The sequence below is a fragment of the Bradyrhizobium jicamae genome (genome assembly GCF_001440395.1).
Classification (GTDB): domain Bacteria; phylum Pseudomonadota; class Alphaproteobacteria; order Rhizobiales; family Xanthobacteraceae; genus Bradyrhizobium; species Bradyrhizobium jicamae.
The window spans coordinates 1,702-19,028 of sequence record NZ_LLXZ01000183.1 but is presented as its reverse complement, the minus strand read 5'-3'; the positions used below and the strand labels follow the sequence as shown (position 1 = coordinate 19,028).

17 protein-coding genes are annotated in these 17,327 nt (G+C 63.1%); 2 read left to right on the top strand and 15 right to left on the bottom strand.

Going from position 1 to position 17,327, the window contains the following annotated elements:
* Positions 1 to 15 precede the first annotated feature (15 nt).
* The 12 genes from CQ12_RS30775 to rpoZ form a co-directional block, all read right to left on the bottom strand.
* Positions 16 to 963: a cation diffusion facilitator family transporter gene (locus CQ12_RS30775; protein ID WP_157088593.1), complete on the bottom strand. Its 948-nt coding sequence runs from the start codon at positions 961 to 963 to the stop codon at positions 16 to 18.
* A gap of 55 nt (positions 964 to 1,018) precedes the next feature.
* Positions 1,019 to 3,019, bottom strand: a complete 2,001-nt coding sequence (locus tag CQ12_RS30770; RefSeq protein WP_198164293.1) for a pyrroloquinoline quinone-dependent dehydrogenase — start codon at positions 3,017 to 3,019, stop codon at positions 1,019 to 1,021.
* Between the two features lie 243 nt (positions 3,020 to 3,262).
* Positions 3,263 to 5,518, bottom strand: coding sequence for a DNA topoisomerase IV subunit A (gene parC, locus CQ12_RS30765; RefSeq protein ID WP_057839036.1), 2,256 nt, complete (start codon positions 5,516 to 5,518; stop codon positions 3,263 to 3,265).
* Positions 5,519 to 5,692: 174 nt separating this feature from the next.
* Positions 5,693 to 6,445, bottom strand: coding sequence for a DNA repair protein RecO (recO, locus tag CQ12_RS30760; RefSeq protein WP_057839035.1), 753 nt, complete (start codon positions 6,443 to 6,445; stop codon positions 5,693 to 5,695).
* 94 nt (positions 6,446 to 6,539) lie between these two features.
* Positions 6,540 to 6,920 (bottom strand): hypothetical protein, encoded by a 381-nt coding sequence (locus CQ12_RS30755; protein ID WP_057839034.1) that lies wholly within the window; start codon positions 6,918 to 6,920, stop codon positions 6,540 to 6,542.
* Positions 6,921 to 6,957: 37 nt separating this feature from the next.
* Positions 6,958 to 7,884 carry a GTPase Era gene (era, locus tag CQ12_RS30750; protein ID WP_057839033.1) on the bottom strand — a complete coding sequence of 309 codons (927 nt, stop codon included), beginning with the start codon at positions 7,882 to 7,884 and terminating at the stop codon, positions 6,958 to 6,960.
* Entirely contained in the window at positions 7,874 to 8,692 is an 819-nt protein-coding gene (rnc, locus tag CQ12_RS30745) for a ribonuclease III (RefSeq protein WP_057839032.1), read from the bottom strand. Before rnc ends, era begins: the two co-directional genes overlap by 11 nt.
* Complete coding sequence (lepB, locus tag CQ12_RS30740) at positions 8,689 to 9,447, bottom strand: signal peptidase I (protein WP_057839031.1); 759 nt, start codon at positions 9,445 to 9,447, stop codon at positions 8,689 to 8,691. The genes rnc and lepB overlap by 4 nt, the downstream gene beginning before the upstream one ends.
* Positions 9,448 to 9,723: 276 nt before the next feature.
* The gene (acpS, locus tag CQ12_RS30735) at positions 9,724 to 10,143 is read right to left on the bottom strand and encodes a holo-ACP synthase (protein WP_057839030.1); all 420 of its coding nucleotides are present in this window, start codon (positions 10,141 to 10,143) and stop codon (positions 9,724 to 9,726) included.
* Entirely contained in the window at positions 10,140 to 10,904 is a 765-nt protein-coding gene (locus CQ12_RS30730; protein ID WP_057839029.1) for a pyridoxine 5'-phosphate synthase, read from the bottom strand. Before CQ12_RS30730 ends, acpS begins: the two co-directional genes overlap by 4 nt.
* 153 nt (positions 10,905 to 11,057) lie before the next feature.
* A complete protein-coding gene (locus CQ12_RS30725; protein ID WP_057839028.1) occupies positions 11,058 to 13,349 on the bottom strand; it encodes a RelA/SpoT family protein in 2,292 nt (763 codons plus the stop codon).
* A 272-nt stretch (positions 13,350 to 13,621) separates the two neighbouring features.
* Positions 13,622 to 14,014 (bottom strand): DNA-directed RNA polymerase subunit omega, encoded by a 393-nt coding sequence (gene rpoZ, locus CQ12_RS30720; RefSeq protein WP_024512695.1) that lies wholly within the window; start codon positions 14,012 to 14,014, stop codon positions 13,622 to 13,624.
* Between the two features lie 355 nt (positions 14,015 to 14,369).
* Between rpoZ and CQ12_RS30715 the strand changes: the two genes are divergently transcribed.
* Together CQ12_RS30715 and CQ12_RS30710 are read left to right on the top strand one after the other, a co-directional pair.
* Positions 14,370 to 14,999: a LabA-like NYN domain-containing protein gene (locus CQ12_RS30715; protein WP_057839027.1), complete on the top strand. Its 630-nt coding sequence runs from the start codon at positions 14,370 to 14,372 to the stop codon at positions 14,997 to 14,999.
* 160 nt (positions 15,000 to 15,159) lie between these two features.
* Entirely contained in the window at positions 15,160 to 15,813 is a 654-nt protein-coding gene (locus CQ12_RS30710; protein WP_057839026.1) for a uracil-DNA glycosylase, read from the top strand.
* Positions 15,814 to 15,915: 102 nt separating this feature from the next.
* Here CQ12_RS30710 and CQ12_RS30705 read toward each other — a convergent pair whose 3' ends face one another.
* The 3 genes from CQ12_RS30705 to CQ12_RS44380 form a co-directional block, all read right to left on the bottom strand.
* Positions 15,916 to 16,491, bottom strand: a complete 576-nt coding sequence (locus tag CQ12_RS30705) for a peroxiredoxin (protein ID WP_057839025.1) — start codon at positions 16,489 to 16,491, stop codon at positions 15,916 to 15,918.
* Between the two features lie 115 nt (positions 16,492 to 16,606).
* On the bottom strand, positions 16,607 to 17,080 hold the full coding sequence (gene smpB / locus CQ12_RS30700) for an SsrA-binding protein SmpB (RefSeq protein WP_057839024.1): 474 nt from the start codon (positions 17,078 to 17,080) through the stop codon (positions 16,607 to 16,609).
* Between the two features lies 1 nt (position 17,081).
* Positions 17,082 to 17,327: MscL family protein (locus CQ12_RS44380; RefSeq protein ID WP_198164292.1), on the bottom strand; the 246-nt coding region annotated here is incomplete at its 5' end.

Here is a 17,327-nt window from a genome sequence, read left to right as displayed (position 1 = left end):
CCTACGGCTACGGAATCACACCCGCTCCGCCGGCGCCAACCGGCACGCCTCGGCGGCGATCTCGATCTGCAGCGTGGGATGATGAATGTTGAACCGGTGCGAAAGCTCTTCGCAGACTCGGTGCAGGAACGCATCGTCAGTGCCGCCCGGCCGCACCAGATGGGCCGTCAGCGCGGTCTCGTTGGTGCTCATGGCCCAGATGTGGAGGTCATGCACCTCGGAAACGCCTTCGAGGCCGGCGAGATAGTCCCGCACCTCCACGAGTTCGATGCCGCGCGGCACGCCGTCGAGCGCGAGATTGACGCTGTCGCGCGCCAGCCCCCAGCCACTCCAGAACACCACGGCCGCGATGACGAGGCTGATCGCGGGATCGAGCCACAGCCATCCCGTCAGCATGATGATGCCGGCTGCAACCACCACGCCGAGCGAGACGCCCGCGTCCCCGACCATGTGGAGATAGGCGCCGCGAATGTTGAGATCGCCATGGCGGCCGCGCATGAACAGCAACGCGGTGCCGCCGTTGATGACGACGCCGAGCGCTGCGACCAGGATGACCGTGAGGCCCGCGACCGGCGCAGGGGCATAAAAGCGGTTGACCGCCTCGACGACGATGCCGCCGACCGCGACCAGCAGCAGCCCGGCATTGAACAGCGCCGCCAGGATCGAAGCGCGGCGGTAGCCATAAGTATGCCGCTGGGTCGGCTGCTTTTGCGAAAGCCACGCCGCGCCCCACGCCAGCAGCAGCGCGATCACGTCGGAGAGATTGTGAACGGCGTCGGAGATCAGCGCCAGCGAGTTCGCGGTATAGCCGAAGATCAGCTCCGCGATGACGAAGGCGGTGTTGAGCGAGGCGCCGATGGCGAAGGCGGCACCGAAATTGTCCGGCGCATGGCTGTGGCCGGCGTGACCATGGGAATGATCATGGGCGTGAGAGTGATCGTGATGAGCGTGATCGTGCGCCATTTCGCCTCGACTGGTTCGACGGCGACTTATATAGCGCGCAGATTTTCGAATACTATTACAGCGACACCGCGATCAATTCCTCCACCAGCGGGCCGCCGCCGACCGGAAACACGATGAACTGCTTGCCGCCGGCCATGTAGGTCATCGGCGCGCCCGTCGCGTTCGACGGCAGCTCCATCTCGCTCAGCATTTCACCGCTCGTCTTGTCGTAGACCCACAGATGCGGATCGCGATTGTGGAGCTCCATGGTCGGCATATTGAGCCCCGGCACGAAATGCGGTGCATCGTAAAATCCCATTTGCACGACGATCATGACCGTACCGGTCACCAGGACCCAACTGCGCGACGGCAATCCCAGACGTTCGGTGATGCCAAGCTTCTGGATTGCAGGGATGGCGACGCTGCGTCCGACCGGAACACGCCAGCGATGCTCGCCGGTGTTCATGTCGATGGCGACGATACTGCCGAACGGCGGCTTGAATAGCGGCAGCCCGCGCGGCCCCTGCAAAAACTGGCCTCCTCCTACAAGATCGTAGGAAGATTCCCACGGTTCCGGCTTGTAGACCGTGGAAAGGGACGGCAGCCGCTGGGTACTGACGTACAGCGTGCCGGTTTCCGGATCGACCGCGGCACCAGCCCAGTTGGCGCCGCCGGCCTTACCAGGCATCTGGATTGTCCCGCGCTGCGACGGTGGCGCATACAATCCGCCGCGGTCGAATGAAGCTACGATCTCGATAGCTTCCTTGTGAATCTCCGGCGTCAGATCGATCAGGTCCGCGTCCCCTACCCCCTGGAGATCAAACGGCGCGGGCCTGGTCGGAAACGGCTGGGTCGGCGAGGCGTGTTCACCCGGCACCGTGGAAGCCGGCGCCGGACGTTCCTCGATCGGCCACACCGGTTTCCCGGTGACACGATCGAAGACGTAGGTGAAGGCCTGTTTTGTTACCTGCGCAACTGCCTTGATGCGTTTGCCGTCGACGGTGACGTCGATCAGATTGGGCGCGGCCGGCGGGTCGTAATCCCACAGGCCGTGATGAACGAGTTGGTAGTGCCAGATCTTGTTGCCCGTGGCGGCATCGAGACAAACGAGGCTGTCGCCATAGAGCCCATCGCCGGGACGGTGGCCACCGTAATAATCATTGGTCGGCGTGCTGACCGGGAGGTAGACGTACCCTAGTTCCTCGTCGGCGCTCATCGGCGCCCAGACATTGGCGTTGCCGGTTTCCTTCCACGAATCCTTTAGCCAGGTTTCGACACCGGGTTCGCCTTCCTGCGCCACGGTGTGGAATGTCCAGAGCAGACGTCCGGTGACGACGTCAAAGCCCCTGACATCGCCTGGTGGCGACGGTCGCGTTCCCCACCAATCGAAGACCGACGAGCCAACCACGATGACGTCGCGCACGATGATCGGCGGCGAACTCATGGTGTAATAGCCGGGATCGACCGGCCGGCGCAGGCTTTGCGTCAGATCCACCCGCCCGCCGGCACCGAAACCCGGCTCCGGTTTTCCGGTTTTCGCATCCAGCTCGATCATCTGTGCGAATGCGGTCAGGATCAGGATGCGTTCGTCATCCGCGTTGCGCCAGTACGCGACGCCGCGATTGATCCATCCGAGGTTGGGGGGAATGCCAAGACCGTTTTCGTAGATTTTTGGATCGAACACCCATTTGGTCGCACCGGTAGCGGCATCGATCGCCGCCACCTGCGACAGCGAGGTCGACGTGTAGAGCACCCCGCCGACCATCAGGGGCGTCGATTCATTGGCGAAGCTTGGGCCGACCGATGGATTGGCGTCCCTGATCGCAATGTCAGGCGATTTCCAGCGCCAGGCGATGTGCAGGTTCTTGGCGTTGGTGCGGTCGATCTGCCTCAGCGGCGAATAGCGCGCGGCGGCTGAGGTGCCGGCATAAGCGGGCCATTCGCCCTGCGAAAGTGCCTTGGCGGATTCAGGCAGCGCGCCGGGAATGGATTGGGCGCGGAGCGTGGCAGGCGTTGCGAACAAGATGAGCGCAAGGCCGACCACCGTAATGAGCCGCTGCGATCCTGCTTTGCGCAATGTCGCCTCCCTCATCTAGGGCAAGCATCGACGACAATTGGGACGCAGTCAAAGGAGATCCGTAGAAATTGCCGGCGGATTACGAAACCGTAATCTCGCCTGCAGGTCCCATGCCGTGCAGGATCTAGTTCGACTTCGTAGAATCGTAGGGTGGGCAAAGCGAAGCGTGCCCACCATTCTCGACGCGGATGCCGATAGATGGTGGGCACGGCGCTGGCGCGCCTTTGCCCACCCTACTTGTCACTACTCCACGCCGCGCAGGAATTTGTTCGACTTGGGCAGACCGTGTGCAAGACGGCCGGCGTCGGCGCGGTTGCCGCGCCAGTCGGTCAATTCCTTGGCGCTCATGCTCTGCTCGCGGCCGGCAGAATCCTTCCAGGTCAGGCCTGCCTTGAGCTCGAATACGGCGACATCGGAAAGCTTGGCGCTGGAGTATTTCTGCAGGCGCACGCCACGGCCGCGCGCCATCTCCGGCACCTGGTCGAGCGGGAACAGCACCATCTTGTGGTTGGTGCCGATCGCGGCGACCGTATCGCCCGAAACGGTCGCAATCGCGCAGGCCTCGTTCGGCATGGTGACGTTGAGCACCTGCTTGCCCTTGCGAGTATTGCTGACGCAGTCCTCTTCCTTGACCACAAAACCCTGGCCCTCGCTGCTCGCGATCAGGAACTTGCGTTCGCCCTTGTTGACGAACAGCGACACGATCGCGGCATCCTGCTCCAGGTCGATGAACATGCGGATCGGCTCGCCATGGCCACGGCCGCCGGGCAGCTTGGCGACGTCGAGCGAGTAGAACTTGCCGTTGGTGGCGAACAGCAGCAGCTTTGACGTGGTCTCGGCGAAGAAGGCGTGGTCGAGCTTGTCGTCGGTCTTGAAGGCAAGGCCCGAGATATCCTCGACATGACCCTTCAGCGTACGGACCCAGCCCTTCTCGGAGATCACGACCGTCACCGGCTCGCGCTCGACAAAGGCCTCCTCGATCGCGGCCAGATCATGCTCGGGCGCGTCGGCGAACTGGGTGCGGCGCTTGCCGAGCGGCGTCTTCGGCCCGAAGATGTCGCGTACTTTCCGGACCTGCTCGCCGACCTTGGACCATTGCTCGGTTTCCGAGCCGAGCAGCGACTTGATGCCCTTCAACTCGTTGCGAAGGTTCTTGTCCTCGGTACGGATTTCGAATTCCTCGAGCTTGCGCAAGCTGCGCAGGCGCATGTTGAGGATGGCGTCGGCCTGGATTTCGGTGAGCTTGAACGCCTTGATCAAGGCCGGCTTCGGCTCGTCCTCGGTGCGGATGATCTTGATCACCTTGTCGATGTTCAGATAGGCGATCAGGTAGCCGCCGAGAATTTCCAGCCGGTTCTCGATCTGGGTCTTGCGGTAGTTGGAGCGGCGGACCAGCACGTCGCGCAGATGGTCGAGCCATTCGCGCAAGCACTCGGCAAGGCCCACCACCTTGGGGATCTTGCCCTTGATCAGCACGTTGAGGTTCAGCGAAATCTTGCTCTCGAGCTCGGTGAGCCGGAACAGCGATTCCATCATCAGTGCCGGATCGACCGCGCGGGATTTCGGCTCGATGATCAGGCGAACGTCCTCGGCGGATTCGTCCCTGACGTCGCCGACCAGCGGCAGCTTCTTCTCGTTGAGCAGTTCGGCGATCTTCTCGACCAGCCGCGACTTCTGCACCAGCCACGGAATTTCAGTAATGACCACGACCCAGGTGCCGCGGGCGCCCTCTTCCTGGGTCCACTTGGCGCGGGTGCGGAACGAGCCGCGCCCGGTCATATAGGCTTCGGCGATGCTTTCCTTGGAGTCGACAATGATGCCGCCGGTCGGGAAGTCCGGGCCCTTGACCCATTTCAGCAGCGACTTCGATTTCGCCTCGGGCTTCTCGATCAGGTGCAGCGCGGCGTCGCAGAGTTCGGCGGCATTGTGCGGCGGGATCGACGTGGCCATGCCGACTGCAATCCCCTGCGCGCCGTTGGCGAGCAGATTCGGGAAGCCGCCGGGCATCACGACCGGTTCTTTGGACTGGCCGTCGTAATTGGGACGGAATTCGACGCCGTCCTCGTCGATACCGTCGAGCAGCAGCCGCGCGACCTCGGTCATGCGGGCTTCGGTGTAGCGGTAGGCGGCTGGGTTATCGCCGTCGATATTGCCGAAGTTGCCCTGGCCGTCGACCAGCGGATAGCGCGAGGAGAAATCCTGGGCGAGACGCACCATGGCGTCGTAGATCGCCTGGTCGCCATGCGGATGGAACGAGCCCATCACGTCGCCGACGATCTTTGCGGATTTCTTGAACGGCGTGCCCGGATCGAGCCTGAGCAGGCGCATGCCGTAGAGGATGCGCCGGTGCACCGGCTTCAGCCCGTCGCGGGCGTCCGGCAAAGCGCGGTGCATGATGGTCGAGAGCGCATAGGCGAGATAGCGCTCTTCCAGCGCATCGCGCAGCATCACCTCGTGGATTTCGGCCGGCTCTTCCGGCGGCAGCTGTCGTTTTCCCATGGGGAGGCGTTAAACTTTTCGGCTGAATCGAGCAAGAAGTGAATCGGGGCGGCCGTCGCCCCTGCGAACGCAGGCGCCCATAACCACAGGTGTTTGCGGCGAAAAAGGCTGGCGCCGCAGCTTCAATCGATAGGCCGTGGCGTATGGGTCCCTGCGTGCGCCGGGACAACGGGTTCAGGCCGAGGAACTGATTCGCGCCCGCTGCCGCGTCACCGCGTTGATGAACCCGCCCCTGGCATCGGAATGGCCCTGCCCGCGCGGTTCCAGCACGTGGCGGAGCAGGAACAGCCCGGTCAGCCGGAACCCGTCCTGCAGGTCCTGGTCCGACCAGCTGTTGGGGCCGCTCTCGCCTTCGCGCAGGAAGGCCGGCAGCCGCAATAGTCGGTCGCGATAGGGCTCGCCGGCCACACGCGACACCGCGCCGCCGGATTTCGGCGAGACGTAGATCAAATCGGTCGTCTCGCCGGTGGCGGCGCAGTTTTCCAGGTCGAGGCCGAAGCCGAGTTCGGCCAGCATCGCAAGCTCGAACCGGATCAGGTGCGCCGCCGCACCGCCGGCATCGTCAAAATCGTCCAGCGTGCGGTCGAGCATCTCGTAGATGTCCTCGTGCGGGTCGCGCTCCGGCAACAGCCGCGCCAGCGAGGCCAGATGGGTGATGCCATAGACCGCATGCGAGGATGCGAGCAGCGTTGCCGCGCGCAGCCGCGTGCCTTCGATGGCATAGGTGCCGAGGTGCTCGTCGAGCCGCGCCCGCCACACCGCGGTGACGCTGTTGCCGGGCTGCAGCAAGGGCCGCATCCGCGACGAGGCCCCGCCGCGTACGAGGCCGAGATGGCGACCGTGCTCGCGCGTCAGCAGCTCGACGATGGCGGAAGATTCGCCATGCCGCCGCACGCCCAGCACGATGCCTTCGTCGGTCCATTCCATGGGCGGAGTTTACAGGATTTCGCAGTGATGCGCTGCCGTCATTCCGGGGCGATGCGCAGCATCGAACCCGGAATCTCGAATGACGGCGTAGAAGTCACGCGTTGAACCAGCCCACCGCATCGCCGGTGAAGGAAAAATACAGCCCCATCGCCGTCAGCGCGCAGGAGACGACTTCGATGCCGCTGTCGAGCTGAATACCCTTCTCGCCGATGATCTGCACCAGCGAGACCACCGACAGCACCAGCGCCGCCGTCAGCACCCAGCGCGGCCAGTTCTTGCGGTGCTCGGCGGCGAGCCGGACGAAATAGACCAGCAGCAGGATCAGGCCGGCCGCCATCAGCGTTCCGGTGTTGATCATCTGCTCCGTCATCTTCGCCGTCGGCGTGCGGTCCTGGAACGCCACCGAGATCGCATCCAGCGTCAGCGACAGATACAGCAGAACTTCAAACCAAACGACGTTGCGAGGTACGTTCATCGGGCTGGTTCTTCGTTATTGCCTGAGCGCTGACTGCTCATTCCTTGGGGAACTCCAGTCCCATTTCCCGGTAGCGGTCCGGGTCGTCACCCCAGTTCTCGCGCACCTTGACGAACAGGAACAGGTGCACGGGTACGCCGACGATCTCCGCGATCTCCTTGCGCGACTCCGCGCCGATCGACTTGATGGTGGCGCCGCCCTTGCCGAGCACGATCTTGCGCTGGCTCTCGCGCTCGACAAAGATCGTCTGCTCGATGCGGACCGACTTGTCCTTGCGCTCGGTCCAGGTGTCGGTCTCCACCGTCGATTGATACGGCAGTTCCTGGTGGAGCTGGCGGTAGATCTTTTCCCGGGTGATTTCGGCTGCCAGATGCCGCAGCGGCGCATCCGACATCTGGTCCTCGGGGTAGTGAAACGGTCCCGCCGGCACGCTCTTGGCAAGCGTCTTGCGCAGGTCGTCGACGCCGTCGCCCGACAGCGCCGAGATCATGAAGGTGTGCTCGAACTTCATGCGCTCGTTGGCGGCCTGCGCCAGTGCCAAAAGCTTTTCGCGCGGGATCAGGTCGATCTTGTTCAAGACCAGGATTTTCGGGTGCGCAACCGTTGCGAGCTTGTTCAGGATCGCGTCGGCCTCCTCGTCTAGTCCGGCCTTGGCGTCGAGCAGCACGCAAACGAGATCGGCGTCATGCGCCCCGCTCCAGGCGGTGGAGACCATGGCGCGATCGAGCCGCCGCTTCGGCGAGAAGATGCCGGGCGTATCGACCAGAATGATCTGGGCGTTATCCTCGATCACGATGCCGCGGATCAGGGCGCGGGTGGTCTGCACCTTACGCGAGACGATCGTGACCTTGGAGCCGACCAGCGCGTTGACCAGCGTCGACTTGCCGACATTGGGGGCGCCGATCAGCGCGACGAAGCCGCAGCGGGTCTCGCCGGACGTGCCGGGTTCGGGTTCAACCATCATTGCTGCCGCCGCCGACGCCTTCGCGTTCGATCATCACCGAAGCTGCAACCTTCTCGGCAGCGCGCTTGGAGCCGCCGACGCCCTCCGCGGGCACAAGGCCCGGCAGGTCGACGGCAACGCGGAATTGCGGGTCGTGATGCGGCCCGGTGCGCTCGATCTCGCGATAGACCGGCGTCGGCAAGCCCTTGCTCTGGGCCCATTCCTGCAACACCGTCTTGGGATCGCGCAGCGGCCGGCGCGGCTTGCGCATCCGTTCCAGCCAGTTGCGCTCGACGAATTGCGAGGCTGCCGCATAGCCACCGTCGAGATAGATCGCCCCGATCACCGCCTCGCAGATGTCGCCGAGCACCGATTTGCGCAGGCGCGCGCTTGCGCCAGCGCCTACCGCGCCGAGCTTGATGTCATCGAGCAGCCCGAGCGATTTGGCAACGTCGGCGCAGCTTTCCTTGCGCACGAGATCGGCGAGGCGTTTCGACAATTCGCCCTCGTCGGCCCGCGGATAGGCGCGATAGAGCATGTCGGAGATGATCAGCCCCAGCACGTGATCGCCGAGAAATTCCAGCCGCTGGTAGCTGTCGGCACGATGGCGGGTGGCGGGCTTCAGGGCGGAGACGTGCGTGAACGCCGTCGTCAGCAGCGCCGGATCGGAGAACTTGTAGCCGATGCGACCCTCGATCGCCGCGGCCGCAGCCTTGGCCCCGGCCTTGCCGCGCTTCTTCTTCGGCGCAGCGACGCTCGGCGCATCCGCCGGCTGACTCGCCTCACCTGAGGCCGGTGCGTCGGGAATGGTCGCGGTCTCGTCGTTCATCGCACGATTGAGAATAGACGATTCCAGCGCACGGCAGTCGGCCAGCGCCAGAACATCCAGGCATGTTCGCCTTCGGCAATGGAGAAGAAGATCATCTGCGCCCGGCCGACGATGTTCTCGAACGGTACATAGCCGACCGCCGACAACACCCGGCTGTCGGTCGAGTTGTCCCGATTGTCGCCCATCATGAAGAAATGGCCGGCGGGCACGGTGTAGACGCTGGTATTGTCGTAAAAGCCGTTGTCGACGCAATCGAGCGATTCATAGCTGACGCCGTTCGGCAGCGTTTCCTTCCAGCGCTTGACGCGCGCGGTGGCGTCGGAGCCGCAGGGGTCCTCGCCGATGAAATCGGAAAGCCGCTCGCGCTTGACCGGCTTGTCGTTGATGTAGAGCAGGCCTTCCCGCATCTGGATGCGGTCGCCCGGCATGCCGATCACCCGCTTGATGTAATCGGTGGAGTCGTCCTTCGGCAGGCGGAACACCACGATGTCGCCCCGATTCGGCTCGGAGCCGAAGATGCGCCCGGAGAACAGAGGCGGCGACAACGGAATGGAGTAGTGGCTGTAGCCGTAGGAATATTTCGAGACGAACAGGTAATCGCCGACCAGCAGCGTCGCCTTCATCGACCCCGAGGGGATGTTGAACGGCTGGAACAGGAAGGTGCGGATCACCAGCGCGATCAGGAGAGCATGGATGACGACGCGGATGGTTTCGCCCAAGCCGCTTTCAGATTTTGTGCTGGAGGTCACGCTCATCGCTTTCCCAATTCCCGCGAGCGTTGGCCCGCACGGTGGCAGAACGTTTTCCGCACGCGAATCGCCGGGTTCGCGTCAGGAAAATGGTCTCAATACTGATGTTGAGGGCCAATTCCGGCGCTAACCTGAATCGGCCCTGGCTCGAACTAGTTGCTGCGCGTTTTAGACGGTTGTTCGTGTGCGCGCAATCAAGCGCCGCCTCAAAACTTCATAATCCATTGAAAAACAATGATTTTTAGTTTTGCTCCGCTTCCCCGGCGCAAACGCCTGCGCGGCTCACGATTTGCCGGGCGTGACCGCCGAAATTATGACGAAGGCCTGCGCCAGCGGCCAGTCGTCGGTGATGGACAGATCGATCCGCGCCTCGAACCCCTCCGGCGTCAGCGCTTCCAGCCGGGCCAGCGCGCCGCCGGTGAGTATCATGGTCGGGCGGCCCCCCGGCAGGTTCACCACCCCCATGTCCCGCCACCAGACGCCGCGGCGGATGCCGGTGCCGAGCGCCTTGGAACAAGCCTCCTTGGCAGCGAATCGCTTGGCGTAGGTCGCGACCACCATCTTCTCGTTGCTGGCCCGGCGCACCGCTTTGGCGCGCTCGGCGTCGGTAAAGATGCGGTCCAGGAAGCGGTCGCCGTGGCGCTCGATCACCTTGGCAACCCGGGTGATGTCGATCAGGTCGGAGCCGATGCCGATGATCATGGCCGGCCCGCAATCTTCTGCCGGCCACGGTCCATCGCGGCGCGCATTTGCCGCACGGTCTCGGGCAGGCCCATGAACAGCGCCTCCCCCATCATGAAATAGCCGATGTTCAGTTCGGCGATTTCGGGCAGCGCGGCAATCGTCTCGGCGGTCTGGTAGTCGAGGCCATGGCCGGCATGGACCTCCAGCCCCGCGGCGCGGCCCAAAGCGGCTCCCTTGACGATTCGCTGCCATTCCGCCTCGGCCTTGGCCGCGTGACCGTCGACCACGGCGTCGCACCAGCCGCCGGTATGAATCTCGATCACGGGCGCACGCAACTTTGCCGCCATCTCGATCTGCTGGGGGTCGGCAGCGATGAACAGCGACACCCGGATGCCGGCGTCATTCAGCCGGGCGATAAACGGCGCCAGCGCATTGTGCTGGCCGACCACGTCGAGCCCGCCCTCGGTGGTCAGTTCTTCGCGGCGCTCCGGCACCAGGCAAACGGCATGGGGCTTTGTGGCGAGCGAAATCCGCAGCATGTCCTCGGTCGCCGCCATCTCGAAATTCAGCGGCTTCGATATCTCGGCCTTCAGCCGAGCCATGTCGCTGTCGCGGATATGGCGGCGGTCCTCGCGCAGATGCGCGGTGATGCCGTCGGCGCCGGCCTCGATCGCGGCGAGCGCGGCCCGCACCGGATCCGGCCGCTCGCCGCCCCGCGCGTTGCGAAGGGTTGCGACGTGGTCGACATTGACGCCGAGGCGGAGCGGAGGAACGGGCATTGCAGATCTCTCAAGCATTCTCTGGTGGACAACCCCTCATCCCGAGGAGCGGCGTCTTCGGCGCGTCTCGAAGGATGGGCCCTACTGTGGCCTCATGGTTCGAGACGGCGCAAGAGCGCCTCCTCACCATGAGGATTGGCCAGCATTATACGCCTATCCGTTGACGCGTTCGACCTTGGCGACGACGGCCTTGGCGCGCAATTGTGCGATAATTGCACTGAGATGCTTGAGGTCATAGACCTCGAGATCGATGGTCAGCTCGGTGAAGTCAGGCGAGCGGCGCGACATGCTGATATTGTCGATATTACCGTCATGCTCGGCGATCACGGTGGCAACCTGGGCGAGGCTGCCGGGCTCGTTGACGTTGTGCACGAGGATCCGCGCCGGAAAACGCTGCGGCATGGTCTCGTCGATATCCCAGCGCACGTCGAGCCAGCGCTCCGGCTCCTCCTCGAAATCCTTCAGCGCCGGCGACTGGATCGGATAGATCGTGATCCCCTCGCCCGGCGTGACGATGCCGACGATGCGGTCGCCCGGCACGGCGCCGCCGTTCGGCGCGAACTTGACCGGCAGATCCGAATTGATGCCGCGCACCGGAATGACGGAGGTAGAGCGCGCCGGATGCGGCTCCGACTTCAGCTTCAATTTCACGGCGAGGCTCTTCTTGGCCCCGTAACGCACCAGCCGCTCTTCCTTGTAGTCCGGATACATGGCGCGGGCGACGTCGGAAGCCTTCAGCTCGCCGCGCCCGACGGAGGCCATCACGTCCTCGATCGAGGTGCGGGCCAGCCGCGGCAATGCACCCGTCAGCTTGTCGTCGGCATATTCGATCTTGGCGCGCGCAAACAAGCGATCGACGATGCGGCGGCCAAGGCCGGCATACTGGTCGCGCACCGCGGTACGCGTGGCGCGTCGGATCGCGGCGCGCGCCTTGCCGGTGATCGCAAGCGATTCCCAGGCCGACGGCGGCGCCGACTGCGCCTTCGAGGTCAAAACCTCGACCTCGTCACCGTTCTGCAGCTCGGACGACAGCGGCGCGAACTTGCCGTTGATCTTGCAGCCAACCGCCGAATTGCCGACGTCGGTATGCACGGCATAGGCGAAGTCGATCACATTGGCCTGCCGCGGCAGCGCGATCAGCTTGCCCTTCGGGGTGAAGCAGAACACCTGGTCGTGGAACAGCTCGAGCTTGGTGTGCTCCAGAAACTCTTCCGGATTGGCACTTTCGGAGAGGATGCCGACGGTGTGACGGAGCCAGGCAAAGGCATTGGATTCGTGCTTGAGCCGTTCGGTCGGCGAACCTGCGCCCTCCTTGTAGAAGGCATGCGCGGCGATGCCGAATTCGGCGATCTGGTTCATCTCCTCGGTACGGATCTGCAGTTCGACGCGCTGGTTGCCGGGACCGATCACGGTTGTGTGGAGCGAGCGATAGTCGTTCTGCTTCGGCGTCGAGATGTAGTCCTTGAAGCGGCCCGGCACCACCGGCCAGGTGGTGTGCACCACGCCGAGCGCGGCGTAGCAGTCTTCGACTTCGCTCAGGATGATGCGGAAGCCGTAGATGTCGGACAATTGCTCGAAGCCGATCGACTTGCGCTCCATCTTGGTCCAGATCGAGAACGGTTGCTTGCGGCGGCCATAGACGCGCGCGATGATTCCGTTCTTCTGCAGATTCTTGGAAAGCTGGCTTTCGATCTCGCCGATCAGATTGCGGTTGCGATCGGCGAGCGCGTCGAGCCGCTGCTTCACCACCGCATAGGCTTCGGGATCGAGCACGTGGAAGGACAGGTCTTCCAGCTCCTCGCGCATCTCATGCATACCCATGCGGCCGGCGAGCGGCGCATAGATGTCGAGTGTCTCCTCGGCGATACGGCGGCGCGAGGCGTGCGGCACGAATTCCAGCGTGCGCATATTGTGCAGGCGGTCGGCAAGCTTGATCAGGAGCACGCGTACGTCGTCGGCGATCGCGAGCAGGAGCTTGCGCAGGTTCTCGGCCTGCTTGGCTTCGCGCGAGACCAGTTCCAGCCGTTTCAGCTTGGTGAGGCCTTCAACCAGCGCACCGATCTCATGGCCGAAGATGTTGTCGATCTCGGCGCGCGTCGCCTCGGTATCCTCGATGGTGTCGTGCAGCAGCGCCGCCACGATGGTGGCGTCGTCGAGCTTGAGGTTGGTCAGGATCGCCGCAACCTCGAGCGGATGCGAGAAGTAGGGATCGCCGGAAGCGCGGGTCTGCGTGCCGTGCGCCTTCATCGCGTAGACATAGGCGCGATTGAGCAGGTCTTCGTTGGTATCGGGGTTATACGAGCGGACGCGCTCGACCAGGTCGTATTGGCGCATCATCCGCGAGCGCGGCGATTTCGGCTTCTCCGCCACCGGCGATGTCGGGGCGACCGCGACCCCGCCGGTTGCGGCCTGCATCTGCCTTGAACTGCGGCGCCAATACGCCATTACATCACTGCCTTCTTCCACCAGACCCGGACGGGTCCCGCCCTTTGCGTATCTAATGCGTTTTCGGATGACGATGCACGCCGCCCGGACCGCGAAACGGTTCAATTTCGCTTGGGGTCAGCGGCCATCCAGCGCCCATCCGGTGACCAGCCGGCCGCCGCGCCCGCCAAGGACGCATTGTAACCTCAAAATTGTCAACAAAAGCAAAGGCCCGGACTGATGTCCGGGCCTTTGAAAGATCGGGGAGTTCGGGACGACCGAAATGTTCCGGATTACTCGTCCTCTTCGGGCTGCTCTTCCGGCGGCGCCAGTCCTTCCAGGCCCTTGAGGAGCTCTTCCTCGGTCATGCGCTCGACCGCAACCTCGGTGTCGTCGGCATCGACGCTGGCGCCGGCCGAGCCGATCAAAGGCACGGTATCGGGCTCTGGCTCGTCCACCTCGACGAATTTCTGCAGGGAATGAACCAGTTCCTCGCGCAGATCCTCTGGGGAGATCGTGGAATCGGCGATTTCTCGCAGCGAAACGACCGGGTTCTTGTCGTTGTCGCGATCAACCGTTAGTTGCGATCCGGATGAGATCATACGGGCGCGATGTGCCGCCAGCAAAACCAGGTCGAACCGGTTGTCGACCTTATCAATGCAATCTTCCACGGTGACGCGCGCCATAGACTGTCGCTCCGTTATTTGGGGCCAAATATGTCTGATATGGCCGCTAGTTATAGCGGCGGGGGCCGTTTCGCAAGACTAAATTTGTGATTTGCCTTCCTAATGGGCTCTGGTAACCCCAGCTTCGGGGCCAGAATGGCCGGAGCGTCCAGACGCGGCAAGGTTGCCGGATGGGACAAGTAAATCTCTTCATTGCACTGTCAAAAGTATAGGTTTTTCGCCCTCGCCTCACCATAATTGCAGTGGTGACTGTCGTGGGGCACGATTCACCGAACTTTAGGCAACAGAACTGGAAAGTGCGCGCGCTCGACGGCCGCTGCGCTAGAAAAGCTAACAACAACGTGAGAACCATTTGATGTCACCGACTTCCAACAAGATTGCGCTCTTCATTGATGGCGCAAACCTCTACGCAACCGCCAAGACGCTCGGCTTCGACATCGACTACAAGCGCCTCCTCAAGGAATTTCAGAGCCGCGGGACGCTGTTGCGTGCTTTCTATTACACGGCGATCATCGAGGATCAGGAATACTCCTCGATCCGCCCGCTGATCGACTGGCTCGACTACAACGGCTACACCGTCGTCACCAAGGCAACGAAGGAATTCATCGACGCATCCGGCCGGCGCAAGGTGAAGGGCAACATGGACATCGAACTCGCCGTCGATGCCATGGAACTCGCCGAGCATGTCGACCAGATCGTTCTGTTCTCGGGCGATGGCGATTTCCGCTCGCTGGTGGAAGCTGTACAACGTCGGGGGGTTCGCGTCACGGTAGTGTCGACCATTTCGAGCCAGCCGCCGATGATCGCCGACGAACTGCGGCGCCAGGCCGACGTTTTCACCGACCTCGTCGAGCTGCAGTCAAAGCTCGGCCGCGATCCCTCCGAGCGTCCTGCCCCGCGCGAGCCGCGCCATCACTCCCCGCAATTCCTGCAGCGCGCGACCACGGTTGCGACGCGGGCCGGGGATGACGATTTCGACGATTGAGAATAGGCCCATACGCTGCTAGAGCCTCGGTTCTGATTGAAAACAGAACCGGGGCTTTTTGTTTGCCACGCGCATCCGACGCGAACCGGTTTCCATCCCGGATCGAGTCCGTGGCTGGCTTTCGCTCGAAAACGCTTTGGACAGAACACGCTTTGGAAACATGGCTAGCCTCCCTGCCCCTGCTCTTGCCGACCCCGATCGCAACTGCCCGCTCTGCCCGAGGCTCGCCGAATTTCGCAGTCAGGCGCGCGCCCGCGAGCCCGCTTGGCACAACTCGCCGGTCGCTTCGTTCGGCAATGCCACCGCGCAACTGTTGATTGTCGGGCTGGCGCCGGGCCTGCAGGGCGCCAACCGGACCGGACGTCCGTTCACCGGCGACTACGCCGGCGATCTCCTGTATGCCACCTTGCTCGAATACGGCTTTGCCAAGGGCGTCTATCAGGCGAGGCCGGACGACGGCCTCAAGCTGGTCGATTGCCGGATCAGCAACGCGGTGCGTTGCGTGCCGCCGCAGAACAAGCCGCTGCCGGCCGAGATCAACACCTGCCGGCAGTTTCTGGCGACGACAATTGCGACCATGCCGAAGCTGCGCGCAGTCGTCCTGCTTGGCCGCATTGCCCATGACTCGACGCTCAAGGCGCTCAGCCTTCGCAGCGCCGCCGCACCGTTTTCCCACGGCGCTGTACACACGGCCGGCAAGATCAAGCTCTACGACAGCTACCACTGCTCGCGCTACAACACGAACACGAGGGTGCTGACGCCGGAAATGTTTCGCAACGTGTTTGCGAAAGTGCGGAAGGATCTGGATTCGTAGAATAGTAGCCGTAGGGCGGGCAAAGCGCAGCGTGCCCACCATTTCATGCGATGAACTCGAAAGATGGTGGGCACGCTTCCGCTTTGCCCACCCTACAAGTACCTACCGCGGATTTTCCTTCAGCCACGCCAGCACGTCGGCGGCGTTCCGGTCCGGCGGGAACACCGGATAGAAGACGTGGGTGATGCGGCCGTCATCCACGATCAGCGCCAGCCGCTTGGTCAGCGTCAGTCCCGCCACCTGCATGGTCGGCAAGTTCAGCGCACGGGTCAGCTTCAGCTTCTCGTCCGACAGCACCGGGAACGGCAAATGCAGCCGCGACGCCATCTCGGTCTGGTAGACGTTGTCCTGCGTCGACAGGCCGAACACGTGTCTGGCGCCGCCGGCTTTCAGTTCGGCAAACAGGTCGCGGAACGAGCAGGTTTGCGGCGTGCAGCCGCGTGCGCCGGGGATCATGTCCCAATCGTCGACCAGGCTGATCTTGCCGGGCTCGCCGGTGCGGGGATAGGCGAACACCACCGTGCGGCCCGGAAGCGCCGACAGCGTCACCGAACTGTCGTCGGTTGCGAGCAGCGAGATCTCCGGAATCGTCATGCCGACGAGATGTGCCGCCGCGCCGTCATCCTGCGGCGCCGGAATCTTGCTCCAGTCGACGTCAAGCAGGTTCTTTTGGTTCATGGCTTCACCTCTCCAATCACCGTCATCGCGAGCGAAGCGAAGCAATCCATGGTGCCACAAGCGGTGAAATGGATTGCTTCGTCGCTTTCGCTCCTCGCAATGACGGATAGCGCCTCTATCCCCTCGCCCGCATCAGGCGGCCTTTTTCCCGGCCCCAGTCGCGCTTCTTTGCGGTCTCGCGCTTGTCGTGCAGCTTCTTGCCTTTGGCGATCGCGAGCAGCAGCTTGGCGCGGCCGCGTTCGTTGAAATAAAGTTTTAGCGGGATCAGCGTCATGCCGTCGCGATCGACCGCGCCCATCAGCTTGTTGATCTGCTTCCGATGCAGCAGCAGCTTGCGTGGCCGCTTCGGCTCATGGTTGAAGCGATTGGCCTGCAAATATTCCGGGATATTGGCATTGATCAGCCAGATCTCGCCGTTCTTGGAATCTGCATAGGATTCCGCGATGGTGGTCTTGCCATTACGGATCGATTTCACCTCCGTGCCGGTCAACGCAATGCCGGCCTCGATGGTGTCGTCGATCGCGTAATTGAACCGGGCCTTGCGGTTTTCGGCGACGACCTTGATCGGGCGCTCGTTCTTGTCCGCCACGTTAGCTCTTCTTGAGGAGATCGCGAATCTCGGTCAGCAGTTCTTCCTGCTTGGTCAGCTTCGGTGCCGCCGGCGCCGTCTCTTCCTTGCGCTTCAACTGGTTCATGAGCCTGATCACGATAAACAACACAAAGGCGACGATGAGGAAATTCAGCGTCAGCGTGAGAAAGTTGCCCCAAGCCAACCCCGCACCTTGCTTTTTGGCGTCCGCCAAATTGTTGGCAGTCACCGTCTTCGCCAGCGGGGG